The 5,048-nt window shown below is 42.7% G+C and carries 4 protein-coding genes and 1 pseudogene; 2 read left to right on the top strand and 3 right to left on the bottom strand.

All coding sequences use genetic code 11. The annotated features are described in order from the left end of the window. Together JWQ85_RS13670 and JWQ85_RS13665 are read left to right on the top strand one after the other, a co-directional pair. On the top strand, positions 1-335 hold a 335-nt coding region (locus JWQ85_RS13670), incomplete at its 5' end, for a GNAT family N-acetyltransferase (protein ID WP_299468857.1). A 471-nt stretch (positions 336-806) separates the two neighbouring features. Continuing rightward, on the top strand, positions 807-2,567 hold the full coding sequence (locus JWQ85_RS13665; protein ID WP_299468855.1) for an ABC transporter ATP-binding protein: 1,761 nt from the start codon (positions 807-809) through the stop codon (positions 2,565-2,567). A gap of 220 nt (positions 2,568-2,787) precedes the next feature. Here JWQ85_RS13665 and pyrH read toward each other — a convergent pair whose 3' ends face one another. The 3 genes and pseudogenes from pyrH to JWQ85_RS13650 all read right to left on the bottom strand — a co-directional run. Next, positions 2,788-3,492: a UMP kinase gene (gene pyrH, locus JWQ85_RS13660; RefSeq protein ID WP_299468853.1), complete on the bottom strand. Its 705-nt coding sequence runs from the start codon at positions 3,490-3,492 to the stop codon at positions 2,788-2,790. Between the two features lie 50 nt (positions 3,493-3,542). Further along, a complete protein-coding gene (nagA, locus tag JWQ85_RS13655; RefSeq protein WP_299468851.1) occupies positions 3,543-4,664 on the bottom strand; it encodes an N-acetylglucosamine-6-phosphate deacetylase in 1,122 nt (373 codons plus the stop codon). Positions 4,665-4,785: 121 nt separating this feature from the next. Further along, a pseudogene (locus JWQ85_RS13650) lies at positions 4,786-5,048 on the bottom strand (elongation factor Ts); the annotation flags it as partial.

Here is a 5,048-nt window from a genome sequence, read left to right as displayed (position 1 = left end):
ATGAGTATATTCTTAACAAAGGCGGGCACATCCTTATCGCTTTGTATAATAACGAGCCTGTTGGTGCCTGCGCACTCATCAAAATGGATAATGATATGTACGAGCTGGCCAAGATGGCGGTATCGCCAAAGGCAATGGGCAAAGGCATAGGCTTTATATTGGGGAATGCAAGCATTGCTAAAGCAAAAGAGTTGGGTGCTAAAAAGATCTATCTGGAAAGTAATACCATATTAAAACCGGCTATTAATTTGTATCATAAACTGGGCTTCAAAAAAGTTACCGGCATCCCATCGCCGTATGAGCGATGTAATATTCAAATGATACTGGAAGTGTAGGAGGCTTGTCAGTCTGAGTTATCAAATCCCGTGGCCTTTGAAGGTGCAATGCCAGAACTTTGCGGGGGGGGGGGCGTGACCGACTATATTATAGTGCATTTTTGCCTGTTCAGGTTTGGATTTAATGGTGACGTTATTTCGTCAGTAGCTTATTCTTAAACTGATCATTATCAGTTATTTATGCGTTCGATATGGTGTTCACGGCAGTGAACGTGAACACTTCTCACGCCATTTACTAACAATTGTCATGGTTAGCTTGTCGAAGACCTGAACACTTTGCTAGTGGTTCGACAAGCTCACCATGACATGTCTTATAATAATCTCATTAATAAACTATTTACACTCAGTGCTTCTCTGGTGAAAACCTCTGTGCCCTCTATGGTTAAACAATCAACCACTTATTAACCTTATTGTCAAATTAAAGGGAATGAGTAGCTTAGCCATTCCCTTTTTTTATTTTTGTGTTACAACATGAAAATACTCTTATCTTATTTATCAAAACACCGCTGGACAGTAGTTCTGGCTTTGTTTCTTGCCGGGTTAAATATTGGCTTTTCGCTGGTTGATCCTATGATCACCGGTACTATAATGGATAAATATATAGTACCTAAAGATAATATAGTTCGCAGCTTTGAATACCGCTTGTATGGCGCTTTGGGCCTTGTTGGCCTGGCTATTGGCGCGGCCATGGTATCACGTATAGCAAAAAATTTCCAGGATTATTTTACCAATATCATAGTACAAAAAACCGGCGCTGCCATGTATGCTGATGGTTTAAAACACTCTCTTGAATTGCCTTATCAGGTGTTTGAGGATCAGCGCAGCGGCGAAACCCTGGGCATCCTGCAAAAAGTAAGGCTGGATAGTGAAAAATTCATCACCTCATTTATCAGTGTTTTGTTTGTGAGTTTGGTGGGGATGATCTTCGTAATTGTTTATTCGCTAAAGGTAAACTACCAGGTAACACTGGTGTATTTTTGCGCTATTCCTATTATTACCTTCGTAAGTATGGCGCTGAGCAAGCGCATTAAAAACATCCAAAGGAAGATCGTTGCAGAAACTACCGCTTTGGCCGGGTCGACTACCGAATCTTTACGTAATATCGAATTGGTAAAAAGCTTAGGGTTAGCTAAACAAGAAATAGCAAGGTTGAATAAAACTACCTACAAGATCCTCGATCTTGAACTGAAGAAGGTAAAGTATGTACGCAGCATGAGCTTTATTCAAGGCACGGTAGTAAATCTGGTGCGGAGTGCCATGGTGTTGATACTGCTGATACTGATCTTCAAAAACGAATTAACACCCGGCGATTATTTAAAATTCCTGTTCTATTCCTTCTTCCTGTTTAACCCTTTACAGGAGCTTGGAAATGTTATTCAGTCGTGGCGCGAATCGCAAATTTCACTGGCTAACTTCGAAAATATCTTAAATACGCCTATCGATAAAAAGCCGGAGAAACCTGTGTTATTGGAGAAGGTAAAGAGCCTTGCTTTTAGCGATGTAAGCTTTAAACATTTAACGGCTAATCGCAACGCACTTAATCATATCACCTTTAAAACCAATACTGGCGAAACTATCGCTTTTGTTGGGCCATCAGGTTCGGGTAAAACTACTTTGGTTAAATTATTGGTTGGCTTGTACCAGCCATTAGAGGGCGATATCCTTTACAACAACATTTTGAGTAAGGACATTGACCTTGATCAGCTTCGCGAGAAAATTGGTTTCGTTACGCAAGATACGCAGTTGTTCTCGGGCACTATCCGCGAGAACCTACTATTCGTTAACCCAACCGCTACGGATGAGGAATGTATGAACGTATTGCAACGCGCGGCTTGCCAAACCTTGCTTGCCCGTGCCGATAAAGGTTTAGATACCGTAATTGGCGAAGGTGGTGTAAAAGTATCAGGTGGCGAGAAACAACGCCTTTCTATAGCACGTGCTTTATTACGTAAACCGGATATCCTTGTTTTTGACGAAGCAACGTCGTCACTGGATTCTATCACCGAAGAAGAGATTACCGATACTATTCGTGATGTATCTGTATTAAATGACCATATCACCATCCTGATAGCGCACAGGCTATCTACCATTATGCATGCTGATTGTATCTACGTACTGGAAAAAGGCAATATCATAGAATCGGGCAAGCACTTTGACCTGATAGACCAGAAAGGTTTGTATTATGCCATGTGGAGACAGCAAATTGGCGAGAAGCATACGGTGGATGCGTAAGTAAACGCCCCCGCGCCTAACCCACATGTCATTTCGAACGAGGTACGAGGAGAAATTTTGTTCGTTATGCAAAGTTCACCGCCTGTTATTCCGAACAAGATTTCTCACTATCGTTCGAAATGACAGGTATTAAAATAAAGAAAGCCCTGCTGAATCAGCAGGGCTTTCTTGTTTACTTAGCTTGTGGGATGCTGAAACAAGTTCAGCATGACTTGTATTATTACTTTACCAGCGTACCAATTTGTTCGCCGTTGGCAATTTTCATGAAGTTGCCGGCTTTGTTCATATCAAAAACGATGATAGGCAGTTTGTTTTCCTGGCAAAGGGTGATGGCGGTCATGTCCATTACGTTTAGGCCTTTGTCGTAAACTTCCTGGAAGCTAATTTCATCGTAACGGGTTGCCGTTGGGTCTTTCTCCGGGTCGGCAGTGTAGATACCATCCACACGGGTTCCTTTCAGTACAACGTCTGCTTTTATCTCTATAGCGCGTAGTGATGCTGCAGTGTCCGTTGTGAAATATGGATTACCGGTACCGGCGCCAAATATCACAATTTTACCAACCTCTAAATGATGCATAGCACGGCGGCGGATATAGGGCTCGCAGATCTGCTCCATTTTAATGGCCGATTGTAAACGGGTTTCTACGCCAATACTTTCCAGCGCGTTTTGCAGTGCCATACAGTTAATAACCGTTGCCAGCATGCCCATATAATCGGCCTGCGCACGTTCCATTCCACTTTTTTCGGCACTAAGCCCTCTGAATATATTACCACCGCCAACAACAATGGCTATTTCTATGCCTTGTTCTTTTACATTTTTTATATCGTGAGCGTATTGTAATACCTGGTTGTTATCAATGCCGTACTGGCGTTCGCCCATCAAGGATTCGCCGCTAAGCTTTAGTAGAACTCTTTTATATTTCATTTATAAGGAAGATTTATCAAAAATAGATAATAAATGGTATTGTTAAAATTTTATGTGGTAGGTGTTAAATAATTCCCCTGCAATATGGTTGCAATAGTTTCATATTTATCGTTGAATATGATCAGATCGGCATCATAACCGGCTTCAACCCTACCTTTTGTTTTTTTAGAGGCCAGCTCTGCAGGGTATAACGAAGCCATATTAACTGCCTCGGCTAAATCTATACCAACGTATTTAACGCAATTCTGCACAGCTTTCAGCATGGTTAAACTTGAGCCGGATAATGTACCATCGGGCATTACATATTTATTGCCAACCAACTGGTGCTGGTAAGTCCCCTCTGTGGCGGCGGTAACCGCATCGGTGATCAGGTATAGCTTATCACCAAGTTCGCGCTTAGCCAAACGGATCATAGCCCAATCCACATGGTTACCATCGGCCACAATACTGGCGTAAGGCTTTTCCTCAAATATAGCGGGGATATAACCTGGCTCGCGGTGGTGCATTTGCGGCATGGCATTAAACAGGTGCGTTACCGCCGGGATAGGTTTATTTAAAAAACCTTTACCCTGCTCGTAAGTGGCATTGCTATGGCCCGATGATATGATGATACCCTGCGCATGCAGGTAGTTGATCACTTCCTGGTCTTGCAATTCGGGCGCTATGGTTATCATAGTTATAACACCATCAGCCTGCTCTACCCAACCTTTTACTTCGGCCAGGGTAGCTTTCTTGATATATTTCTCGGGATGCGCGCCTCTTTTGGCAGGGTTTAAATACGGGCCTTCCAGGTGTATCCCCCAAAAGTTACCCCTGGCAATTGAGCGGCATTCTTTAGCAGCTGTTATACCAGCTTCAACTATATCGTTTGTATTGGTACCTATGGTGGCAAAGAAGCCCGTGGTTCCCTGGTTTAGCAGATCGTCTTCCATGCGTTGCAGGGCGGCAACCTCGGGCTTGCCGGCAAACAGTTTACCGCCGCTGCCATAGATCTGCAGATCTATAAATCCAGGGGCAAGATAGGCGCCGTTAAGGTCTTTCTTTTCAGCATCCGCAGGGATAGCTGTATCATCAATAATAGCTTTGATTTTGTTGCCGTCAATTAAAACGGCTTTGCCTTGGGCGATGCTACCGCCCGATATTAGCTTAAGATTATGAAGTGCTGTTATCATAGTGTCCAAATATGATTTACGCGTGTTACTTGCAAAGAGACGTAAAGTATTGCGTCTCTACAACCCTCTAAATAAAAGGGCAAAAAAAATCCCCCTCGTTAATACGAGGGGGATAATATAATTAAGCTCCTAAAGCAACTCGCTTAAATGCGGTAACGGTTAGGCCTTTATCAACCGTATCTAAGAACTGGGCAACAGTTTTAGAAGAATCTTTAACAAACTCCTGGTTTAATAAGGTAGAATCTTTATAGAATTTGTTAAGCTTACCAGCAGCGATCTTTTCAACCATTGCTTCTGGTTTACCTTCAGCACGAATTTGCTCTTTAGCAATTTCGGTTTCGCGCTCAATAGTAGTAGCATCAACACCATCTTTATCAATAGCAA

It is taken from the genome of Mucilaginibacter sp., assembly GCF_028288105.1.
Classification (GTDB): Bacteria; Bacteroidota; Bacteroidia; order Sphingobacteriales; family Sphingobacteriaceae; genus Mucilaginibacter.
This window is presented reverse-complemented; position numbering and strand designations above follow the sequence as displayed.